Here is a 20,118-nt window from a genome sequence, read left to right as displayed (position 1 = left end):
CGGGTGCTTTTCTTTTTATTGGCGTTTAAAGGTGTACCGCTTTTCTCCTTCCGAAAAAACAACCGATGACCGATCGGCACTGAATTGGAACGACATGCTGGTCCCTTCGAATCCAAAACGGTCTTTGCCCATTGGTGCGAGTTGGGCCGGCGCCTGGCCTGTGAACTGCACGAGCAACCCGTCGGCACCTTGGGTAAACACCAATTCCAAACGCAACTCGCTGCTTGCAAAAGTCCCCAGATAAGGCGTCAGGATGATGTCTTCGTCGAGCTTGTCCTTGCCCGAAACCCAGCTGTTGTTCGCCGGATTGTAGTCGGGAAATACGTGGCTCGGGTCGAGCGTCAGGGTTTTGATGGCTTCGGTAGACGGATGCTTGAACGTCCAGCTTTTGTTGCGTTGCCACACTTCGACAGGCAGGTTAACGCGTTCGGTTTTGCCCGATTGGTATTGGACATCAAGCTGTACGGGCATCGCCATTTTTTCGAGATTGTCGATGGTGATGAGAACACCTTGCTTCGGATCGTTTTGGACGTACCTGACCGCCGCGATCGCTTGGTCCAAACGCCAGTTGTTGACGATCCAGCCGCGCCAGAACCAGTTCAGGTCCTCGCCTGCCGCGTTTTCCATCGTCCTGAAAAAGTCATTGGGTGTTGGGTGCTTGAACGCCCATCGCTCGATATAGGTGCGAAACGCAAAGTCGAAACGCTCCTTGCCCAAAACCTGCTCGCGCAACATCGTCAGTCCCGCCGCAGGCTTGTAATAAAGCAACACGCCGATGCTGTTTTCCTTCATGTTGTCGGGCGCGCTCATGACCGTTTCGAGTTCGGGATGCGTCATGTAGGCCGCCTGTTGTTGCATGTCGAGCGGCGCGCGTTTGTATTCGCCTTTGTTGAAATCGATACTGCTCAGCGAGTTGATGAACCAGTTGAACCCTTCGTCCATCCATCCGAATTGGCGCTCGTTCGAACACACAATCATCGGGAACCAGGTATGGCCGAACTCATGGTCGGTCACACCCCAAAGCTCCTCGCCCTTGGCCTGCCATCCGCAAAAAACGATGCCCGGATATTCCATACCGCCCGCGACAGATGCCACATTGGTGGCCGCAGGGTACGGATATTCGAACCACATTTTAGAATAATGCTCCATCGAAGCCTTGGTGTATTCGGTCGAACGCTCCCAGCCGTTGTTGCCGTTGCTTTCTTCGGGATAGGCTGAAATGGCGAGCGATTTTTTCCCGCTCGGCAGGTTGATCCGCGCCGCATCGATAATAAACGCCGCCGAGGACGCCCACGACACGTCGCGCGTGTTTTTCATCTTGAAACGCCACGTAAGACTGGACTTCCCGGCCGGACGCGAGCTGCTTTTGCCCACTTCCTGCGCCGAGCGGATCAGTACCGTTTTGTCGCTTTGCGCGGCCAATGCCCATCGTTTTTGTTGCTCGGTCGTGTAGACCTCGTTGGTATTGACCAATTCGCCCGAACAAACGACAATGTGGTTTGCAGGCGCGGTGATGCTCACGTCGAAATCGCCGAACTCGAGGTAAAACTCGCCCGCACCCAAATACGGATGCGCGTTCCATCCCCTTACGTCGTCGTACACGCACATGCGCGGGTACCATTGCGCAACCGAGTATACGCGGCCGTTCTTGCTGTCGTAGTAGCCCATGCGGTCCGATCCGTAGGCGGGCGAAACAAACGAGAAATCGATCTTGAGTTTGACTACGCCTCCGCCCGATTTAACGGCTTGCGGCAAAATCACCTGCATGCGCGTGTCGTGTACCGAAAATTGGAGGTCGGTCTCGGTGGATTTCCCGCCCGAAGACGAGAGCAATTTCACCGACTTGATTTTGTGCCCGCCTTCAAATTGCTGCCCCTGTGCGCCATTGCGACTGCCCTTGAGCGGAATGATGGCGTTGCCGCGCGAGTCTTTCGCAAACAGGTTTTGGTCGACGTACATCCACAGGAATCCTAGGTCTTCGGGGCTGTTGTTGGTGTAGGTCAGGACTTCGGAACCGGTGATTTCATTGGTTTGGTCGTTGAGCGATGCCGTCAGTACATAATCGGCGCGGTTTTGCCAGTATTTTGGTCCCGGACTCCCGTCGGCTGCGCGGAACTCGTTGCCGTTTTGCGTGTAAAACAACGGATTGAACGTGTCGTAATAATCATATTTCGACGGCGTGTGCTGCGCCTGGGCCAGCCACACAAAGAACAAAGCCAAAAGCGGCGCCAGTTTTTTGCTCATGGGAAAAGGTTTACGGGTAAGTCGCGTGTACCCATTTTTGTTACGCGGTAAAAATAGAAAAACCGACACGGATATTTCGAAAAGCGGCTAACTTTACCAAAAAATTACACTTGAAAACAACGCTCGAACAATTTGGTTTCACGGCCACCATCAACCACCACGGCGCCGAACTGGTGTCGTTGCGCAAAAACAACACCGAGTACATTTGGGAAGGCAATCCCGAATTCTGGGGCAAGCACTCGCCCGTTTTATTTCCTATCGTAGGTACGCTGAAAGAAAACACCTACCGTCACGGCGGCAAACAATACCACTTACCGCGTCATGGGTTTGCGCGCGACCGCGTGTTCGAATTGGTGTCGAAAACCGACGCGACGGCTGTTTTTTCGATAGCATCCGACCCACAAACGATGGCGGTCTATCCGTTTGGCTTTGAACTCCAGATCATCTACACGCTTACCCATCAAGGGCTCACCATCGGTTACCTCGTGTGCAATCGATCCGACGAAACCATGCCGTTTGCTATTGGCGCGCATCCCGCGTTTGCCTTGCCCGGAAATTTCGAAGACTACCATCTCGAATTTGAGAAAAACGAAACGCCCGTCTACCATTTGCTCGAAAACGATTTGATTTCAAACCGCACCGCATCGCTTGTACTCGACAACCAAAAACTACCGCTCGACTACGCCCTGTTTGCCAACGATGCGCTGGTTTTCAAAAAACTGGAATCGAAATCGTTGACCATTTGTAAAGACGATGCACCGCTTTTGACTGTTGCCTTTGCCGGGTTTCCGAACCTCGGACTTTGGACCAAGCCCGGTGCACCGTTCCTGTGTATCGAGCCGTGGTTTAGCTACGCCGATACGCCCGAATCCAATGGCGAACTCTCCCAAAAGGAAGGCATTTTGTCGCTTGCGCCACATGGAAACTTTGAAACAAAATTCAGCATAACGATTCGATGACCGCCCGCCGTATGGGCTAAATTTGGGTCACAACCCAATGACCATGCGAAAGGCATTCCTATTGTTACTTACCGTCGTTATTCTGGCTTCGTGCGCCGTCACGCAAGATTCTAATGATTATGTTTTCCCGACCAGAACCGGCAAACTGCTCTATTTGCGTTCCTACAACAACGCGCTCAGGCTTTGGAAGGTAAAGTACGAGGAAGCCGATGTGGTCACGTCGTACGGACTGGCCCACGTTATCGTCTCGGGTCCCAAAAACGGCAAACCCGTGGTGTTGATGCACGGCACCGACGCCAGTTCGACGATGTGGTTCCCGAATGTCAAAGCATTGAGCCAGAAACACCGCGTGTATGCCATCGACTATCCGCTCGAAACAGGCAAATCGTTGGCTACCGTCAAGGACATGGAACCCAAGGACATGGTGGCTTTTTACAACCAGGTATTTGCGCACTACAATTTGAAGGACATCAACCTGGTGGCGGCCTCGCGCGGCGGATGGATCGCTACGTTGCTCACACTCGAGCCCGAAAACAGGGTCGCAAAATTGGCCTTGCTGAGCCCGGCGCAAACCTTTGGCGGCGTCGACAAACTGGGCAAGGCTTTCACCGCCGTCAAGCTCAAGATGTTTCCGAGCCCCAAAAGGCTCAACAAGTTTTTTGAACAATTCTCGAAACATCCCGAAAAAATCGACCGCAAATACAAGGAACAGTTCTATCTTGCGAATAAATTTGGCCGAAGTAAGCCCGATTTGATAAAAATGTACCGGTTCCCAAAAGAACAGTTGCAAACGCTCGCTATCCCTGTGATGGTACTCGTGGGCGATCACGATGTCATCAACGACCGCGACATCCTGCAACGCGCCGCCGAGACGATACCGCACGTAGACACGCTGTTGGTCAAGGATGCCGGACATTTCATCAGCATCGACCAGGCCGCGATCGTGAACCAAAGCGTCATCGAATTCATAGACAAAAAATAATGTTAGTGATCAACTTTCTCCCGTTCCAGGAGCTCGAAACCGAAAGGCTGCTGCTGCGCCGCGTAATGGAAACCGACGTGCAACAGGTGTTTGATTTGCGCTCCGACCCCGAAACGATGCAATACATTCCGCGTCCGCTTGTGACCAACCTCGACCAAGCGATGGAGCACATCAAGATGATCAACGACAAAATCGATACGGGCGAAGGCATCAATTGGGCCATCACGCTCAAAGGAAACCCGACGTTGTTGGGTATCATCGGGCACTACCGCATCCAACCGCAAAATTACCGTGCCGAAATCGGTTACATGCTTCATCCAGCGCACCACGGCAAGGGCATCGTCTCTGAGGCCATCCGTGCCGTCGTGGCCTATGGTTTTAACCACATGAAACTACATTCGATCGAAGCCATTCTCGATCCGGGCAATACGGCGTCGGCCAAAGTGTTGGAGAAAAATGGTTTTGTCAAGGAAGCGCATTTAAGGGAAAATGAGTTTTTTGACGGCAGATTCCTCGACACGGTCATCTATGCGATACTCGACCGCGATTTCCTGAAAAAATAAAAACCACCGGCAAAAAATCCGCCGATGGTTTTCTCTAGGGGCTTTCCCTGATTATTGTACCGCCAACAAGGCGTTGATGTTGCCGTAACCGAATTGCGCGTTTTTGTTCGGATAAAAATGCGCCGACTGACGCATCTTGGCCAAAACCTGGTCGCGGTTCCAAGTTGGGTTCTTGGCCCAAACGAGCGCCGCTATACCCGCCGTGGTAGCCGTGGCTACCGATGAGCCGCCCACATAATCCGACTGGTTGTTGTGGTAGCTCACCACGGGAACGGTATTGCCCGTAGCCGCGCGTTGCATGACCACCGTAAAGTCTATTTTGCTGCCGCTGTGACAGTCGTCGCATTTGACATAGCCGCCCTCCTTGATGCCTGTCACGGCCACCGCCTCGGCCATAGACGCCGGAAAGATGACGCCTACAAAGGTCGTAAAGCTGGTAGAAGTACCACCCGCACAAAAAATAAGTTTTCCTTTCGAGTGCGCATACTTGACCCCGTCCGAAATCTTGCCGACCGAGAACACATGCCCCATCGACATCGATATGATTTTGACCGCCGCGTTGTTGCCCAGCGCGGTAAACGCGTTCTTGACACCGTTTTGCTCGTGCGCGCCGTCGAGCACCACATTGGCCGCGGCGCGGTAGGTGATCAGGTTCGCATTGTAGGCCACGCCCACGGGCAGTCCGTTGTCGTTGCGCGGTGCGGCGGCAGCCGAAGCCATGCTGGTACCGTGCCCACATTGGTCGTTCGGGCCATCGGTACCGGTAGACCAAGGCCAGATCGAATCGACATAGGTGCCGAATTTCTGGATGGTACGCCCAGTGGACAATCCGTCGTTGAAACTGCTGCCAAGCAAAGTCTGGTTAGGCGACGTGCCCGTATCGACAATTCCGATCGTGATGCCTTGCCCGGTACTGTATGCCCAAGCACTCGGGACGTTGTGCTGGTAAAGCGTCCAGGCGGCCTTGGCGTTGGGCGTTACCGTGGTGTAGTCGGCGGCGGCAAGCGTCGCGGCATCGTACCCGCAACCCGATCCGCCCGAACTCGACGATTCATCGCTGCGTTCCAAGCTGTGCGCGACTTCGAAATAACGGTAGTCGGCCGGTTCCAGGTAACGTACGAGATTGCTTCGGCGCAAGGCGATGATGGTTTCCTGGCGTGTCACCGCAACGTCCATGGTGTTGAGATAGCTATCGGCGGCCAGCAAAGTCTGGTTGAGCGGCTTGCCTTCGTGCGCCATGACGATTTGCAACAATTGATCTTGAATTTGCGCATTTTGTGGCGATTTGCTTCGGTCGAAGTCGTTGGCGTGCGTCCCGAATCCGATCGAGACCACTTCCCTACCGTGGTGCACGGCGCTCCAGAGCATGTTGTTGGAGGCTTGTTTCCAATCAAATTCGCCTGTTTCCTGCAACGATTGGTCGATTTGGGCGTTGATTTGTTGCGGCGTGATCGAGTCTTTGACCAGCGCTTCCTCGGTCGCAGGAAAGACGGCATCGTTTACCGTATCGTCTTTGGAACACGCAGCCATGAGCAGCGTTACCGCGACCAACCAGCTTAAGTTTGTTTTTTTCATATTGGACTAATTAATTGGTTCACAACTAATTTAATCATTTTTTTAACACTTTTTCACCTCTGAATTTGAACTTATCAACAGCCATTTTGGGTTTTGCTTTAAATGTACTTACCTTTGGCCCTATGCAAAAAACCGTCAACATCCTCAACAAACGTGCGCGTTTCGATTACGAAATCATCGAGACCTATACCGCGGGCATTGTATTGACCGGTACCGAAATCAAATCGATACGGCTCGGCAAGGCGCAAATCGTGGACAGTTTTTGCGAATTCAACGAAGGCGGCGAATTGTTTGCGATCAACACGTCGATCGAAGAATACGCCTTTGGCAACCAGTTCAACCACAAGGCGCGATCCGAGCGCAAGCTGCTGCTCAACAAACGCGAACTCAAGAACCTCGCGCGCAGTGTCGACACCAAAGGATTGACGATTGTTCCGCTGCGCTTGTTCACCAACGAAAAAGGCATCGCTAAGCTCGAAATCGGGCTGTGCAAGGGCAAGAAAACCTACGACAAACGCGAATCGCTCAAGGAACAAGACACCAAGCGCGACCTCGACCGCATCAAGAAAGCCTACCGATGAAAACGCTGCTCAAGGAGGCCCGCGAAAAAAAGGGGCTCAAGACGCGGGAAGTGGCGTCTGTCCTAAAGATCGACCAAGCGCTGGTGAGCAAATTCGAAAACGGGCAAAGAAACCCCACGCAAAAACAAATCGGTCAGTTGGCCGAACTACTCGATATAGACCGCGACACCTTGATGGTTTTGTGGCTTAAGGAAAAAATACTGCGCGTAATCGGCGATGATCCGCTCGGCAAAAAGGCCTTGCAATCGGCCATGGAACAGTTCGAGCCTTCGGCTGCCAAGCCCGATACCGAATCGTTGCAAAAACTGCTCGACGAAATGGACGCGCTCAAACACAAATTCGAGAACCTGCGCGGATCCTAGTTTTTCAACATTTTTTGGGTATGGATGCTGCCTTGTGCGTCGTACCGCAGAAAGTACAATCCTTTGACAAGAGCCGAGGTGTCGAGGACGCCATTGACATCGGTGCGCTCCAAAACGAGTTTTCCCATCGCGTCGTAAAGCCTTACCGCATTGGCGTACCCGTCGATCCTGATGAAATCGCCAAAAGGATTCGGATATACCGCGATTGGATCCTGCGCAAACGTTTCGGCCGATAACAGACAGTCTGGCGCCGCACCGGCCGTTGCCGTAAAGACGCCGTTGTTCACCGACCAATCCTGCCAGCTCCCACCCGATCCCGCGCCTGCCCGCCAATCGTTCAGGTCAAAATAGTGCGTGCCGTCCATCGTGCCGGGCACTTTGTAGGCCTTGACCGCCGACCCGTTTTGGTTCCAGGTGAACGCGCTTCCGGCGACACAGGTTTCTGGCGTCGATTCGATCGTGCAATTGGGCTGGATGAAATAGGCAAATTCCTGGTAGTTCGGGTAATCGCCATAAACGTGCGCGCGGCCGCTATCGTCTATACAAACCGCCACATATTCGTTGGCCGCAATGCCATAGGTGTCGCCAAATCCGTCGTGTTTGAGCCGACCGATGAAAGTGGTATGGCGCGCCCGACGGTCGGGATCGTCATAGTGTGAATCGGTGATGACGTTTTGCAACCGCGGCAGCTGGACAAAATCGTTCGAGCCCAAGGTCATGTAGGGATTGTACGGATCGGCCAGCGCCTCGGCCGATGTCACCGAACCGTTTTGCGCCGAAAAATAGTGATGTCCTAAAATCGCCATCCCAGCACTGGTCCCGCCAATGGGCGCGTTCTTGACGTTGACATGCGCGTTGATCAAATCCTCGAGCGCGTTGTCCTTGAAATAGGAGACGTAATTGTACTGGTCGCCCCCTGCAAACCAAATCATCTCGGCATGGGCCACTTTGTCGAGCACATAGGGATTGGTCGCACCCGCCACCGAGGTGATTACCAGTGTTTCGACCGAATTGACGGCCACGCCCAACTCCGAATACAAATAATTGTTGTAGCCGTTGCTGCCCGAGCTGCGCAAAACCACGACGTCGCCACCGCCCGCCTTTTGCAACAGCCATGCCATTGCGTTGTCGTGTTCGGTGGCACCGCCCATCATGCAAATACCGAACTCTGTTGGCGTGGTCACGTTGGTTGGATTTCCGGTAAAATAACTGGTATAGCCCTGCGATAACAGGGTCGCCGGGAATAGGATACAAAGTAAAAGCTGTTTCATCAGTTTTTGTTCTCCAATAAAGGTACGAAACGAAATTCGCCGAATTCGTGTTTTTCGAACTGGGTTTCGTTTTTGCGGACCAAAAGCGTCATCACTTGGTGCGTCTCGCCAAGCGGAATCACGAGCCTGCCGCCTACCTTGAGCTGCGCCATCAAGGCTTGCGGAATGATGGGCGCGCCTGCGGTGACGATGATGCTGTCGAACGGCGCGTGGTTGGGCAGACCTTTGTATCCGTCGCCAAACGACAGGTGCTTGGCGCGGATCCCGAGCTTGGGCAACAACGCCGAGGTTTGCTTGAACAACTCATTTTGGCGCTCGACACTGTAGACTTTTGCCCCCAGATGGAACAGCACCGCGGTTTGGTAACCCGAACCCGTCCCAATTTCGAGCACCTTGTGGTCTTTCTTGACTTCGAGCAACTGGCTTTGGAACGCCACGGTATAGGGCTGCGAAATGGTTTGCCCTGCACCGATTGGAAAGGCTTTGTCCTGGTAGGCGTAGTCTTCGAACGAAGAATTCAAAAACAAATGACGCGGTATTTTCCTGATGGCGGCAAGCACGTTTTGATCGGTGATGCCTTTTTGGGCGAGCAGTTCGGCGAGTTGGTTGCGAAGTCCTTGGTGTTTGGCGGTGTCTTTCAAAATTCGGGGGATTAATCTGCGTAAAAATAAGCCTTAATTGACAAAAAGCAAATCGGATATTCCCAAAGTTGTAGGGCCCGCGTTGGAATTTGCCCCGAAACTTAGGGATGGGATTTGAAATTTCTATGCTTTTATTGCTATTTTTGTTTAAAATTTATCAATATGTTAAAAGTTGGGGTTCTGGGCGCCGGCCATTTGGGAAAAATCCACCTGAGGCTGTTGCAGCAATCTGAAAAATACGAACTGGTTGGTTTTTATGACGAAAATGCCGATTATGCCGAGAAAATCGCTGCCGAATTCGGATACAAACGGTTCCCCACCATCGCTACGCTGATCCATGCCGTAGACGTGATCGACATCGTCACCCCTACGCTTTCGCATTACAAATGCGCCCGCGTGGCCATCAAATCGGGCAAGCACATCTTTGTCGAAAAACCGATTTCGAATACAGTCGAAGAAGCCGAAGAGATCATCGCTTTGGCCAAAGAACACAACGTCAAAGGACAAGTGGGCCATGTCGAGCGGTTCAATCCCGCGTTTATCGCCGTCAAAAACATGATCGAGAACCCGATGTTCATCGAGACGCACCGTTTGGCCGAATTCAATCCGCGTGGCACCGACGTTCCCGTGGTGCTGGATTTGATGATCCACGACATCGATGCGATCCTGAGCGTCGTGAAATCCAAGGTCAAAAACATCAATGCCAGTGGCGTATCGGTCATTTCGGACACGCCAGACATCGCCAACGCACGTCTCGAGTTCGAGAACGGCTGCGTGGCCAACCTGACGGCCAGCCGCATCTCGCTCAAGAACATGCGCAAATCGCGCTTTTTCCAGAAGGACGCGTACATTTCGGTCGATTTTCTCGAAAAGAAATGCGAGGTCGTCAAGATGAAGGACGCGCCCGAAACGCCGGGCGATTTCGACATGATCCTGCAAAATGCCGAAGGGGTCAAAAAGCAAATCTATTTCGCGAACCCCGAGGTCGAGAGCAACAATGCGATCCTTGACGAACTCGAGACTTTTGCCGATGCGATCAACCAAAACACCACGCCCATCGTGACATTGGAGCACGGGACCGAAGCGTTGCGCGTGGCGTATCAAATCATTGATTGCTTCAAGAAATAATTGGAAAAAATCCGAATTCCAAATTCCAAATTCCAAATTCCAAAACGAAATACAACAAATCAACAAATAACCGAATTAACGAATGAACACTATCGCTGTCATCGGCGCCGGAACCATGGGCAACGGCATCGCGCACACTTTTGCACAAACCGGATTTACCGTCAAATTGATCGACCTTTCCGAAAAAAACCTTGACCGTGGCATGGCGACGATTGCCGGAAACCTCGACCGTATGGTGTCCAAAGGAACCATCTCTGAAGACGACAAACTGAAAACCATCGGCAACATCATCACCTATACCGACCTCAAGGACGGTGTGGTGGGCGTCGATTTGGTAGTTGAAGCAGCGACTGAGAACGTCGATCTTAAATTATCGATTTTCAAACAGTTGAACGATGCATGTTCACACAATACCATTCTCGCGACAAACACTTCTTCGATTTCAATTACGCAAATCGGTGCCGTGGTTGCACACCCCGAGCGTGTCATCGGCATGCACTTCATGAACCCGGTGCCGATCATGAAATTGGTCGAAATCATCCGCGGTTACAATACTTCGGACGAAGTGACGCGTCTGATCATGGACTTGTCGGTTCGACTCGGCAAAGTGCCGGTAGAAGTCAACGATTATCCAGGTTTTGTGGCCAACCGCATCCTGATGCCGATGATCAACGAATCGATCGAAACGCTGTACAACGGCGTGGCGGGCGTGTACGAGATAGATACGGTGATGAAACTCGGCATGGCGCATCCGATGGGACCTTTGCAACTGGCCGATTTTATTGGGCTCGACGTATGCCTGGCCATCCTGAACGTCATGTACGATGGATTCAAAAACCCGAAATATGCACCTTGCCCATTGCTTGTGAACATGGTACGTGCGGGCAAATTGGGCGTCAAATCGGGCGAAGGGTTCTACGATTACTCCGAAAGTAAAAAAGCCGAGAAAGTCGCCAAAATGTTCGCTTAATTATTTTCTATTTTCATTAATTATTATTTATTCTCCCGAATAAAAAATAGCAATAAGCAATAAACAATAAATAATATTTTGGCCAAAATCGTCCCTTTCCGCGCCGTCCGCCCCACACCAGACAAAGTCAGCCTGGTGACCTGTCGCACCTATGACGACTACAGCCCTGCGGAGTTAGCGGCGTACCTGGATTTCAATCCGTTTTCGTTTTTGCATGTGCTTAATCCGGCGTATGTGAACCAGCAAAAAATAGGACTCGAAAAGCGGTTCAAATTGGTCGCGCAAAAATACCACGATTTCAAGACCGAACGCATTTTGGTCGAGGAAGCAATTCCGGTGGTTTTTGTATATGAAATCCAATCGAAGAACCGCGTGTATACAGGAATCGTGGCGGGAACCAGCATTGCCGATTACCAGAACAATACGATCAAAAAACACGAAGACACATTGCAGTACCGTGTGGAACTGTTCAAGGATTATTTGCACCAAACCGGATTCAATACCGAACCCGTATTGATCACTTATCCCGATCAATCCGATTTAAACAATTGGATCAATCAAACAAAGTCAACTACTTCTATTTATGAATTTTCGACTACCAACAAAGAAAAGCACACGCTTTGGAAAATCGACGATGCTGCGCAAATAAAATGGTTGCAACAACAATTTGAAAACATTGGCGACGTGTACATCGCCGACGGACACCACCGCTCGGCATCGGCAGAACTGCTTTACCAGGAAGACAAGGCGTCGGGCAACCCGCACCTCGATCATTTCATGAGTTTTTTGATTGCCGAAAGCAACGTCAAGATATACGAATACAACCGCATCGTCAGGGATTTGAACGGCCATACCAAGGAGAGCCTGCTCGAAGCGCTGGCCGCGACGTTTTGGATCAAGAACAAGGAACAGGAATTGTGGAAACCGACCAAGAAATTCGAGTTCGGCATGTACCTCGATGGCGAATTCTACAGCCTGTCGATCAAGGACGAAAATAGCTTTGGTGATGTCCTGGAAAGCCTCGACGCCCAAATCCTGTACGAAAAGGTGCTCCATCCTATTTTGGGGATCACCGATTTGCGCAACGACGAACGCATCGACTACATTCCGGGCAACCAATCGATCGTAACCATCAAGGAAGTGGTCGACGAAGGCGAATTTGAAGTGGGGTTCATGCTTTTTCCCGCCGCCATCGACGAAATCAAGGCACTGGCCGACAACGATTTGATCATGCCGCCCAAAAGCACCTACATCGAACCCAAGTTCCGCAGCGGCCTTATCGTTTATGAAATTTAAGATGATTGCCCAAAACATACAAACCATCAAGGCAGATTTGCCGCCGCACGTGACGTTGGTAGCGGTATCCAAAACCAAACCCGTGGCGCAACTCATGGAGGCTTATGCCGCAGGGCAGCGCATTTTTGGCGAAAACAAGATCCAGGAGATGGCCGACAAGTTCGAACAAATGCCCAAGGACATCCACTGGCACATGATTGGGCATGTACAAACGAACAAAGTCAAGTACATGGCATCGTTCGTAAGCCTTATCCACGGTGTCGACAGCCTGAAACTGCTGGCCGAAATAGACAAGCAGGCCGCAAAGCACGAGCGCGTCATCGACTGTTTGCTGCAAATGCACATTGCGCAGGAAGAAACCAAGTTCGGGCTCGACGAAGCAGAACTGCAAAACCTGCTCGATTCTGACACCTATCGCAACCTAAAAAATATTAAAGTGGTTGGTTTAATGGGAATGGCTACATTTACTGACAATCAATCGATCATCAAAAATGAATTCGATACGCTAAAGTCAATCTTTGACCGTTGCGCCGCCCAACATCCGCAGTTCCAAGTACTGTCGATGGGCATGTCGGGCGACTACCAACTTGCCATTTCTTGCGGCAGCACAATGGTTCGGATAGGAAGCAGTATCTTTGGCAACAGATAATTATTTATACCAAGGACGTCGCTGGTCTTTCGACTTTATGACGTTCGACTTTCGACTTAAATTTTGTACGCAGTATTAGACATAGAAACCACCGGGGGCCAATTCAACGAAGAAGGCATCACCGAGATTGCCATCTACCGGTTCGACGGGCATGAAGTCGTAGACCAATTCATCAGCCTGGTCAACCCCGAAATACCGATACAGCCTTTCGTGGTCAAACTCACGGGCATCAACAACGCCATGCTGCGCTCGGCGCCCAAGTTTTTCGAGGTGGCCAAACGCATCATCGAGATCACCAAGGACTGCGTGATTGTGGCACACAACGCTTCGTTCGACTACCGCATTTTACGCACGGAGTTCAAACGACTCGGATATGATTTTGAATCGCAAACGCTGTGTACGGTTGAACTGGCGCAAAAACTCATTCCCGAGCAACCGTCGTACAGCCTCGGCAAACTCGTACGCGGGCTCGGTATTCCCATTGCAGATCGGCACCGCGCGGGCGGCGATGCAATGGCTACGCTCAAACTGTTCAAGCTGCTGCTAGACAAAGACCTGGGCAAGGAAATCGTCAAAAGCCTGATCCATACCGAGGTCATCAAAGGACTGTCGCCCAAATTGCTCGATATTGTCGAACACCTGCCTTCGCGGACCGGAATTTACTACATCCACAACCAAGACGGCAGGATCATTTACATCGGCAAGAGCCGCAACATCAAAAAGCGCGTCAACCAGCATTTTACGGGCACCACGAGCAAATGCAAGAAAATCCAGCTCGAGGTTTTTGCCGTCACCTATGAGGAAACCGGCAGCGAACTCGTGGCCTTGCTCAAGGAAAGCGAGGAAATCAAGGTCAACAAACCCGTTTACAACCGCGCGCAAAAAAAGACGATTTTCCCGTGGGGGCTTTTTGCGCAAACCGACGCAAACGGCTATTTGCGGCTTACGGTGGAACGTACCGATGCCGAACGCAAAACCATTGCAACGTATTCGTCTTTGCAAGAGGGCAAGAACGCGTTGCACCGCATCAGCAACCAATACCGGATGTGCCACAAGCTGAACGGCCTGCAAGACGTAGACGGCGCTTGTTTCCCTTACCGGCTCAAACAGTGCGATGGTGCTTGCGTGGGCGAAGAACTGCCCGAAACCTACAACCTGCGCATACAGGAATTCATCGATAAATTGGCGTTCGAGCACAAAAACCTGGTGATCATCGACCGCGGACGCAAAATAGACGAACGCAGCGCTGTGGTCATCGAGGACGGCCAATACAAAGGCTACGCATTTTTTGATTTGAATTACCAGGTGCACAACCTGCAGGTGCTCAAGAACATCCTGGTCCCAATGCAACACAACCGCGACACCTACAAGATCATCGCCGACCATCTGGCCAAAAATAAGGCCACCAAGGTGGTTTCATTCTAGGAGTTTGCGTACTTTTGGAAAGGACCTGAAAAAAGACCGATTTTGCGATCCATCGACAAAGACCAACTGCGCCGCCGCGTACACCAGATCATCTATGAGGCCGATACACCAGCGGGCAAGCTGTTCGACGTAGTCCTGCTCCTGTTGATCATCATCAGTGTGGTGGCCGTCATGCTCGAAAGCGTACAATCGATCCATGCGCTTTATGGGCCAGAATTGCAGTTCATCGAATGGGTCATCACGATCTTCTTTACGCTCGAATATATCGGCCGTGTGCTGTCGGTGGGGCGTCCGCTCAAATACATTTTTAGCTTTTACGGCATCGTCGACTTGTTGGCCATGCTGCCCGCCTATATCGATTTGCTGTTTCCGGGCATGCACTTTTTGGTATCGCTGCGCGCGGTGCGTTTGCTCAGGATTTTCAGGGTACTCAAGCTCATGCATTTTGTGGGCGCTGGTAATGCCCTGGTCGAGGCGTTGCGCAAAAGCCGTAACAAGATTGCCGTTTTCCTGTTCGCCGTGATTGTCATCTGTGTCATTTTGGGAACAATCATGTATTTGGTCGAAGGCCCCGAAAGCGGATTCACGAGTATTCCCGTCAGCGTGTATTGGACCATCGTGACGCTCACTACGGTGGGTTTTGGCGACATCACGCCGCAAACGCCTTTCGGACAATTCGTTTCGATCATCATCATGATCCTGGGTTATGGCATCATTGCCGTGCCTACCGGTTTGGTCACCGCGCAATTCATGTCCAAACCCGAAGGTACGGTGGTGGGGAATACCACCTCCTGCCCCAACTGCGCGCGATACGGCCACCGCGACGATGCCGATTTTTGCTACCATTGCGGCGCCAAACTCAACGAAGATGAGGCGTAAGTATCTTTTGACGGTCATCGGGCCAACAGCCATCGGCAAAACGGCTTTGTCGATCCAGCTTGCGCGACATTTTGGTTGCGACATCCTTTCCTGTGATTCCAGACAATTTTACAAGGAAATGACGATAGGCACCGCCGTTCCTGAACCCGACGAACTGGCCGCCGCCACGCACCATTTCATCCACCACAAATCAATTTTTGACAGCTATACAGTGGGCGATTTCGAAAAAGAAGCCATCACCAAGCTCGACGAATTGTTTGCCACGAACGATTTTGCGGTGCTCGTGGGCGGATCGGGATTGTATGTGGATGCCGTGCTCAAGGGATTCGACGATTTTCCCGAAGTCGATGAATCGGCGCGCGCGGGATTGACGCAAAAATACCAATCGGAAGGCATCGCTTTCCTGCAAACCGAATTGCAAAAACGCGATCCCGATTATTTTGCCATAGTGGATACCGACAACCCGCAACGCATGATGCGCGCGCTCGAGGTTTGCGTTTCGACGGGCTTGCCCTACTCGACTTTCTTGAAACAAAAAAAGAACACGCGCAACTTCACACCCATCATCATCGGATTGGACGCCGAACGCCCAACCATTTACGACCGCATCAACCGACGTGTCGATTTGATGATGCGGGCCGGCTTGCTCGAAGAAGCGCGCGCACTGTACCCACACCGCGAGCTGAACGCATTGCAAACGGTGGGCTACCGTGAGCTTTTTGACTATTTCGACGGAAATGTTACGCTCGATTTTGCCGTGTCCGAAATCAAAAAGAACACGCGCCGGTTCGCCAAACGACAGTTGACGTGGTTCAAGCGAACGGAAAACGCGCGTTGGTTCGACTACCGCGAAAATCCAGCACGAATTGCAGAATTTGTGGAAGAAAAAGTGAGGGAAATGCAATCTTGAACTACTTACGCCAAATACAAACGCCAATGAAAAAAATTACCGTTCTTTTTTTACTGTTCGCAGCATGGGGATGCAGCGACATCAACTATGATGGCGAAACCCGACTGGTTTTTGAAGGCCGCATCGTCGATGAGGAAAATAGGCCCATAGCCAATCGTGATGTGGATGTGGCCGTTTACGCAAGACCCGGTTACGGATTGCATCCGAGCGATGTCATTTCGAGCACGATCACCGACGCCAACGGCACTTTTCGCATGATTGTTCCAGCGCCAAAAGGCATCGAAAACACGATGAGCGTGCGCATCAACAAAAGTGGTATAGGTTACCAATACAAGGAATTTGCGTTGGTCCAAAACAAGGATTTCAGTGACTACCGTTTCGATTTGCAAACCATCGTGCTTTACCGCAATGAATCGGTGGTAAGGTTAAACGTGATGACCGTGCAGGAACAAGCCAATACGTTTGTTTCTGGAATTGAGCTCGAAGGCATGCGCGCCGACCAAACGGTGTTTGTCAATCCTTTTGAAACAGATTATGTTCCTTATGACTTTAGCTTTTTTGTGCTGCGCAACCAAACCGTCACGCTTCACTATACCATTACCGATTACAGCGCGCCGGATAATCCGCAACAAACCCCATACGCCATTCCAATTGCAATAGGCGACAGTACGGCAAACCACACCATTTATTATTGATGAAAAAGACAATTTTACTTTTGGCGCTGTTCGGCATTCATTGTATGGGCGCACAGGAAACCGCGAAGGAGCCGATTTTTGCCATGGGACCTATGGTGCGCGTACACGGCATTTATTCCCTTCAATTTGGCGACCATTATTTGGCCGATGCAAATGACCCGCAGGTTTCGTTTGGAATGAATTTGAGTCTTTTTGACGTGTATGGATTTCGATTGGCGGGTGGCATCGATCACCTGTTTTACAAAACCCACGACATCGAGATGGCCGCAGATGTCTCGCGGACGAAATACACCGCTGTCTACGGCGCCATTTCCTATGACATACCCATTACCGAAAAATTTTTGATACAGCCTTATGTTGGCGTCGGTTGGGCCAACTTGAATTTCAAACGATCGGATGAAAACGGCAGCTCGAATTTTTATGCCGATTTCGACAATGTGGGCGTGAGTAGCCAGCAAGGGGCGGAAGTGCGCGTTGGTGTGTACTTTGACTACAGGCTTGCAAAAGTCGTTTCGGTTTTTACGGGCGTGAATTACATTTACGGCAGTTACGACATTGATACGGCCAGGGAATACCGGGATTATTTTGGAAACTCATCTGGCATGCAACTTAATCTGGGCTTTAAGATTGGCCTTTCGAAACGAGATAAAAACAAATCCTTCCAATAATGCCGATTGCTGAAAATTTCTCCTCCGTTTATTCGCACGAGTGGGACATCAATTTTACGATGTGCGCCCCCAACGGCTATTTGAACTACGTGAATTTGTGCAATTTGCTGCAACTCACCGCGGCCGAACATTCGATTACGGGCGGGCTCAGCTTTAACGACATGCAAACGTTTGACCAGGCCTGGGTGTTGAGCCGTATTCGCGTCGAGATCGACCGGCTACCGAAGTGGCAGGACAAAGTGACGATCAAAACGTGGATCGAGAATTTACACGGCGCCAATTCGGTGCGGAACATGGAAATGTATTGCAACGGCGAAAAAATGGTGGGCGCGACGACCTACTGGGCGGTGTTGAACACCAAGCTGCGCAAGGCCGAACCGCTTGCGCTCGACCACGGCCATTTTGAAAAATTTCCCGAATGGCATGCGACCGAAAAACCGAGCGCGCGGATCAACTTTTTGCGCGACACGCAAATTGCCGCCGAACGCAAGGTGGCGTTGTCGGATTTGGACATCGTAAACCATGCGAATAACGTAAAGTATTTGGAATGGTGTCTCGATACGATGGATTTGAAACCCATCATGAACAAGGAACTCAAAAGCCTGGACATGAACTTTATGCGCGAGCTCAATTGGGGCGATGACGTGTCGGTGAATGTGGTGCCTGCGGACAGACCGGAGTTCTTTTCAATTGCGAAGGAAGGGAAGGTTTGTTTTGCACTCGAAATGTCTTGGAGGTAACGAACGTTTGCGTTAGCGATGGAAGCGGCATCCTTTTGCTGACGAAAGGAAGCAAAAGATAGAGCGGACAGCGCGGTGGCGGCGAGTAAAATGCGATCAGCTTTTTGCGAGCCGCCGAACGCCAAATCAACCACAAAGTTCACAAAATTACGCAAAGGATTCAAAGACGACAAGGCGCTACGAACTTTGCGGAAAACTCTGCGTCTCTTTGCGGTAAAACCTCTAGACTCTTTGCGGAAGCAGTCGAACGCCAAATCAACCACAAAGTTCACAAAGGTTACGCAAAGGATTCAAAGACAAACAGAAATCGCTATACTTTGCGTCTCTTTGCGAAAAACTCTGCGACTCTTTGTGGTAAAACCTCTAGACTCTTTGCGGAAGCAGCCGAACGCCAAATCAACCACAAAGTTCACAAAGATTACGCAAAGGATTCAAAGACGACAAGGCGCTACGAACTTTGCGGAAACCGCTGCGTCTCTTTGTGGCAAAAACCTTTAGACTCTTAGCGATAAAACCTCTAGACTCTTTGCGGAAAACTCTGTGTTCCTTTGCGGTAAAACCTTTAAGCCGCCGAACGCCAAAACAACCACAAAGACCGCGAAGGTTACACAAAGGAATCAAAGACAAGCAGAAATCGCCGTACTTTGCGTCTCTTTGCGGTAAAACCTCTAGACTCTTTGCGGAAGCAGTCGAACGCCAAATCAACCACAAAGTTCACAAAGGTTGCGCAAAGGATTCAAAGACTACAGAAGGCTTTGTAAATTTTAGAAGGCTTTGTAAACTTTGCGAAAAACTCTGCGACTCTTTGTGGTAAAAAAATAGTGCTTTGTGGTAAAAAAAAGCCCCGGTTTCCCGAGGCTTCTCATTATTCTGCTTTGTTCTTGACTACAAGCCTGAACCCTTCGCCGTGGATGTTGAGGATTTCTACGTCCTCGTCGGCTTTGAGGTATTTGCGCAACTTGGCGATGTATACGTCCATGCTTCGCGAGGTAAAATAGTTGTCGTCTCTCCAAATCTTGGTGAGCGCCAATTCGCGCGGCATCAAGTCATTTTCGTACACGGCGAGCATTTTGAGGAGCTCGTTTTCTTTAGGCGAGAGTTTGATTGGTTCTTCGTTCTTGTAGGTCAGGAAACGCAACTTCGAATTGAGGTGGAAATTCCCGATCTGGAACTCGAACTTGACGTGGTCGTTCTTGACATCGGCCTGCTTGCGCTGGATGATGGCTTTGATTTTCATCAAAAGCACCTCTGAATCGAACGGCTTGTTCAAATAGTCGTCGGCGCCCACCTTGTAACCTTTGAGCACGTCTTCCTTCATGGACTTGGCCGTGAGGAAAATGATGGGCACGTCTTTGTTCTTCTCGCGGATTTCCTTGGCCAGCGTGTAGCCGTCCTTGTAGGGCATCATGACGTCGAGGATGCACAAATCGTAGGTGTCTTTCTTGAATTTCTCGAAGCCTTCCATGCCGTTCTTGGCGAGCGTCACGTCGAAATCGTTGAGTGTGAGGTAATCTTTCAGTATGGCTCCAAAATTTTGGTCGTCTTCTACCAAAAGGATTTTTTTATTTTCTGTTTCCATA

At 50.9% G+C, this 20,118-nt stretch carries 20 protein-coding genes; 15 read left to right on the top strand and 5 right to left on the bottom strand.

Going from position 1 to position 20,118, the window contains the following annotated elements; translation table 11 throughout:
• Positions 1–15: 15 nt before the first annotated feature.
• Positions 16–2,244 (bottom strand): M1 family metallopeptidase, encoded by a 2,229-nt coding sequence (locus tag BLP55_RS01885; protein ID WP_170826765.1) that lies wholly within the window; start codon positions 2,242–2,244, stop codon positions 16–18.
• Between the two features lie 110 nt (positions 2,245–2,354).
• On the opposite strand from BLP55_RS01885, the gene BLP55_RS01880 reads away from it, so the two are divergent.
• Genes BLP55_RS01880 through BLP55_RS01870 form a run of 3 tightly spaced genes read left to right on the top strand, consistent with a single transcriptional unit; the run spans position 2,355 to position 4,748 of the window.
• The gene (locus BLP55_RS01880; RefSeq protein WP_091140610.1) at positions 2,355–3,203 is read left to right on the top strand and encodes an aldose 1-epimerase family protein; all 849 of its coding nucleotides are present in this window, start codon (positions 2,355–2,357) and stop codon (positions 3,201–3,203) included.
• Positions 3,204–3,246: 43 nt separating this feature from the next.
• Positions 3,247–4,185, top strand: a complete 939-nt coding sequence (locus BLP55_RS01875) for an alpha/beta fold hydrolase (RefSeq protein ID WP_244503395.1) — start codon at positions 3,247–3,249, stop codon at positions 4,183–4,185.
• Positions 4,185–4,748, top strand: coding sequence for a GNAT family N-acetyltransferase (locus BLP55_RS01870; protein WP_091140608.1), 564 nt, complete (start codon positions 4,185–4,187; stop codon positions 4,746–4,748). Before BLP55_RS01875 ends, BLP55_RS01870 begins: the two co-directional genes overlap by 1 nt.
• Before the next feature lie 51 nt (positions 4,749–4,799).
• On the opposite strand, the gene BLP55_RS01865 is transcribed toward BLP55_RS01870, so the two are convergent.
• Positions 4,800–6,323, bottom strand: coding sequence for a S8 family peptidase (locus BLP55_RS01865; protein ID WP_091140607.1), 1,524 nt, complete (start codon positions 6,321–6,323; stop codon positions 4,800–4,802).
• A gap of 122 nt (positions 6,324–6,445) precedes the next feature.
• Here BLP55_RS01865 and smpB point away from each other — a divergent pair, with 122 nt between their 5' ends.
• The gene (gene smpB / locus BLP55_RS01860; RefSeq protein ID WP_091140606.1) at positions 6,446–6,904 is read left to right on the top strand and encodes an SsrA-binding protein SmpB; all 459 of its coding nucleotides are present in this window, start codon (positions 6,446–6,448) and stop codon (positions 6,902–6,904) included.
• Positions 6,901–7,266: a helix-turn-helix domain-containing protein gene (locus tag BLP55_RS01855; protein ID WP_091140605.1), complete on the top strand. Its 366-nt coding sequence runs from the start codon at positions 6,901–6,903 to the stop codon at positions 7,264–7,266. The genes smpB and BLP55_RS01855 overlap by 4 nt, the downstream gene beginning before the upstream one ends.
• Here the strand turns inward: BLP55_RS01855 and BLP55_RS01850 are convergent.
• A complete protein-coding gene (locus tag BLP55_RS01850) occupies positions 7,263–8,537 on the bottom strand; it encodes a T9SS type A sorting domain-containing protein (RefSeq protein ID WP_091140604.1) in 1,275 nt (424 codons plus the stop codon). The genes BLP55_RS01855 and BLP55_RS01850 overlap by 4 nt on opposite strands.
• On the bottom strand, positions 8,537–9,178 hold the full coding sequence (locus tag BLP55_RS01845; RefSeq protein WP_091140603.1) for a protein-L-isoaspartate(D-aspartate) O-methyltransferase: 642 nt from the start codon (positions 9,176–9,178) through the stop codon (positions 8,537–8,539). Before BLP55_RS01845 ends, BLP55_RS01850 begins: the two co-directional genes overlap by 1 nt.
• A 162-nt stretch (positions 9,179–9,340) precedes the next feature.
• Between BLP55_RS01845 and BLP55_RS01840 the strand changes: the two genes are divergently transcribed.
• From BLP55_RS01840 to BLP55_RS01795, 10 genes are all read left to right on the top strand, one after another.
• Positions 9,341–10,306: a Gfo/Idh/MocA family protein gene (locus BLP55_RS01840; RefSeq protein WP_091140602.1), complete on the top strand. Its 966-nt coding sequence runs from the start codon at positions 9,341–9,343 to the stop codon at positions 10,304–10,306.
• Between the two features lie 82 nt (positions 10,307–10,388).
• Complete coding sequence (locus BLP55_RS01835) at positions 10,389–11,276, top strand: 3-hydroxybutyryl-CoA dehydrogenase (protein ID WP_091140601.1); 888 nt, start codon at positions 10,389–10,391, stop codon at positions 11,274–11,276.
• A gap of 78 nt (positions 11,277–11,354) precedes the next feature.
• Positions 11,355–12,572 carry a DUF1015 domain-containing protein gene (locus BLP55_RS01830; RefSeq protein WP_091140600.1) on the top strand — a complete coding sequence of 406 codons (1,218 nt, stop codon included), beginning with the start codon at positions 11,355–11,357 and terminating at the stop codon, positions 12,570–12,572.
• Positions 12,562–13,221 (top strand): YggS family pyridoxal phosphate-dependent enzyme, encoded by a 660-nt coding sequence (locus tag BLP55_RS01825; RefSeq protein ID WP_244503394.1) that lies wholly within the window; start codon positions 12,562–12,564, stop codon positions 13,219–13,221. The genes BLP55_RS01830 and BLP55_RS01825 overlap by 11 nt, the downstream gene beginning before the upstream one ends.
• Positions 13,222–13,284: 63 nt before the next feature.
• Entirely contained in the window at positions 13,285–14,646 is a 1,362-nt protein-coding gene (locus tag BLP55_RS01820; protein WP_091140598.1) for an exonuclease domain-containing protein, read from the top strand.
• A gap of 42 nt (positions 14,647–14,688) precedes the next feature.
• On the top strand, positions 14,689–15,525 hold the full coding sequence (locus tag BLP55_RS01815; RefSeq protein ID WP_244503393.1) for an ion transporter: 837 nt from the start codon (positions 14,689–14,691) through the stop codon (positions 15,523–15,525).
• Positions 15,515–16,435, top strand: a complete 921-nt coding sequence (gene miaA, locus BLP55_RS01810; protein WP_091140597.1) for a tRNA (adenosine(37)-N6)-dimethylallyltransferase MiaA — start codon at positions 15,515–15,517, stop codon at positions 16,433–16,435. The genes BLP55_RS01815 and miaA overlap by 11 nt, the downstream gene beginning before the upstream one ends.
• 26 nt (positions 16,436–16,461) lie before the next feature.
• Positions 16,462–17,130 carry a peptidase associated/transthyretin-like domain-containing protein gene (locus BLP55_RS01805; protein ID WP_139149560.1) on the top strand — a complete coding sequence of 223 codons (669 nt, stop codon included), beginning with the start codon at positions 16,462–16,464 and terminating at the stop codon, positions 17,128–17,130.
• On the top strand, positions 17,130–17,798 hold the full coding sequence (locus BLP55_RS01800; RefSeq protein WP_091140595.1) for an autotransporter outer membrane beta-barrel domain-containing protein: 669 nt from the start codon (positions 17,130–17,132) through the stop codon (positions 17,796–17,798). The genes BLP55_RS01805 and BLP55_RS01800 overlap by 1 nt, the downstream gene beginning before the upstream one ends.
• Positions 17,798–18,538: an acyl-[acyl-carrier-protein] thioesterase gene (locus tag BLP55_RS01795; RefSeq protein ID WP_091140594.1), complete on the top strand. Its 741-nt coding sequence runs from the start codon at positions 17,798–17,800 to the stop codon at positions 18,536–18,538. Before BLP55_RS01800 ends, BLP55_RS01795 begins: the two co-directional genes overlap by 1 nt.
• 865 nt (positions 18,539–19,403) lie before the next feature.
• On the opposite strand, the gene BLP55_RS01785 is transcribed toward BLP55_RS01795, so the two are convergent.
• A complete protein-coding gene (locus BLP55_RS01785; RefSeq protein ID WP_091140592.1) occupies positions 19,404–20,117 on the bottom strand; it encodes a response regulator transcription factor in 714 nt (237 codons plus the stop codon).
• Between the last annotated feature and the right edge of the window lies 1 nt (position 20,118).

The sequence above is a fragment of the Flavobacterium caeni genome (genome assembly GCF_900101895.1).
GTDB classification, from domain to species: domain Bacteria; phylum Bacteroidota; class Bacteroidia; order Flavobacteriales; family Flavobacteriaceae; genus Flavobacterium; species Flavobacterium caeni.
The sequence above is the reverse complement of the archived record's forward strand: the minus strand, read 5'-3'. Positions and strand labels throughout refer to the sequence as shown.